General features: G+C 51.0%; 1 tRNA gene and 1 rRNA gene (both cut by a window edge). Both read left to right on the forward strand.

Annotated elements, in window-relative coordinates:
* Positions 1 to 33 (forward strand) — tRNA-Ala (locus tag BJF91_RS00100); it begins 43 nt to the left of the window's first position.
* A 502-nt stretch (positions 34 to 535) separates the two neighbouring features.
* Positions 536 to 2,500, forward strand: a 23S ribosomal RNA gene (locus tag BJF91_RS00105); it runs 833 nt beyond the window's last position.

Consider the following 2,500-nt stretch of genomic DNA (forward strand, 5'->3'; position numbering starts at 1 on the left):
GGGTCAGCGGTTCGATCCCGCTCAGCTCCACCAATTCGCTTGGTGTTGAACTGACGGCGACGATATCTTTTGAAGAAAAATAAAGTTTACAGCACTCGATTGAGTGTTGTCTGTTCTACTACATTGTGAAGAGAAGATTGATCTGGAGGCTTCCAGGTGTTGCGAGGGTTTTTACCTTGTAGCGTCCGAGACCTTTCCTGATGATCCTTATAATGGTCTAGCCGACCAGAGTTTGGTGAAGGATTGGAGGTAGGAAGGAAGCTTGTCACTCTGGATCGTTCGTTGTTCATCGTCTTTGGCGATGTCTGATGGATGATCGGATTACCGTTGCCTGACCGCGCGGTACCGGATTTGATCTCGAGAAGCTGGTCTTAAGATCTGGCACAAGTGAGCTGCTCGGCGTAGCTCCAATAAAGTGACCGGATCGAACACGTCGATGGCATCATTGGTTTGGTTGGGTTGTAAAAGGTAACCCGGCCTGTTGGTCGTTTCCGAGTGAAACGTTAGCGAGATGATGAGCATTGGCAATGAGAACGATTAAGTGTCGTAAGGGCATTTGGTGGATGCCTTGGCATGCACAGGCGATGAAGGACGTGATACGCTGCGATAAGCCGTGGGGAGCTGCGAATGAGCTTTGATCCATGGATTTCCGAATGGGGAAACCCACCTTAAATGCTTAGAAAATCCAAACTGTCAGCGATGACGGCTTGGGTTTCTAAGCATTGTGATAAGGTATCTAACTTTCGAATACATAGGGGTTAGAAGCGAACTCGGGGAACTGAAACATCTAAGTACCCGAAGGAAAGGACATCAACCGAGACTCCGTAAGTAGTGGCGAGCGAACGCGGACCAGGCCAGTGGCAATGAGGAATAAAGCGGAACATTCTGGAAAGGATGGCCATAGTGGGTGACAGCCCCGTACGCGTAGAACACTCATTGTCCTAGAGTAGGGCGGGACACGTGAAATCCTGTTCGAACATGGGGAGACCACTCTCCAAGCCTAAGTACTCGTGCATGACCGATAGCGAACAAGTACCGTGAGGGAAAGGTGAAAAGCACCCCGACAAGGGGAGTGAAATAGAACCTGAAACCGGATGCCTACAAACAGTAGGAGGGCGAAAGCCTGACTGCGTACCTTTTGTATAATGGGTCAACGACTTAGTGTATCTAGCAAGCTTAAGCCGGTAGGTGTAGGCGCAGCGAAAGCGAGTCTGAATAGGGCGTTTAGTTAGATGCATTAGACCCGAAACCGAGTGATCTAGCCATGAGCAGGTTGAAGGTTGGGTAACACCAACTGGAGGACCGAACCCGCATCTGTTGCAATAGATTGGGATGACTTGTGGCTAGGGGTGAAAGGCCAATCAAACTCGGAAATAGCTGGTTCTCCGCGAAAACTATTTAGGTAGTGCGTCGATCGAATACCTCAGGGGGTAGAGCACTGGATGGGCTATGGGGACTCACCGTCTTACTGATCCTAACCAAACTCCGAATACCTGAGAGTACTAATCGGCAGACACACGGCGGGTGCTAACGTCCGTCGTGAAGAGGGCAACAACCCTGACCTCCAGCTAAGGTCCCCAAGTCATGGCTAAGTGGGAAAGGATGTGAGGATCCCAAAACAACCAGGATGTTGGCTTAGAAGCAGCCATCATTTAAAGAAAGCGTAACAGCTCACTGGTCTAAATAAGGGTCTTTGCGCCGAAAATGTAACGGGGCTAAAGCCATGCACCGAAGCTGAGGATGTGCAGCAATGCACGTGGTAGCGGAGCGTTCCGTAAGCCTGTGAAGGGACAGTCGTGAGACATCCTGGAGGTATCGGAAGTGCGAATGTTGACATGAGTAACGATAAAGGGGGTGAGAGACCCCCTCGCCGAAAGACCAAGGGTTCCTGCTTAAAGTTAATCTGAGCAGGGTTAGCCGGCCCCTAAGGCGAGGCAGAAATGCGTAGTCGATGGGAACCACGTTAATATTCGTGGGCCTGGTGGTAGTGACGGATCGCACAAATTGTTCAACCTTATTGGATTGGTTGGGCAGTGGAGCGGTTCCAGGAAATAGCTCCACCGTATAGACCGTACCCGAAACCGACACAGGTGGTCAGGTAGAGTATACCAAGGCGCTTGAGAGAACTATGTTGAAGGAACTCGGCAAATTGCACGCGTAACTTCGGAAGAAGCGTGGCCCCAGGATACGCAAGTGTTTTGGGGTGGCACAGACCAGGGGGTAGCGACTGTTTATCAAAAACACAGGGCTCTGCGAAGTCGCAAGACGACGTATAGGGTCTGACGCCTGCCCGGTGCTGGAAGGTTAAGAGGAGAGGTGCAAGCTTTGAATCGAAGCCCCAGTAAACGGCGGCCGTAACTATAACGGTCCTAAGGTAGCGAAATTCCTTGTCGGGTAAGTTCCGACCTGCACGAATGGCGTAACGACTTCCCCGCTGTCTCCAACATAGACTCAGTGAAATTGAATTCCCCGTGAAGATGCGGGGTTCCTGCGGTCAGAC

Origin of the sequence: Gillisella taibaishanensis, assembly GCF_001938985.1 — a bacterium.
Taxonomy (GTDB): Bacteria; Pseudomonadota; Alphaproteobacteria; order Rhizobiales; family Rhizobiaceae; genus Allorhizobium; species Allorhizobium taibaishanense.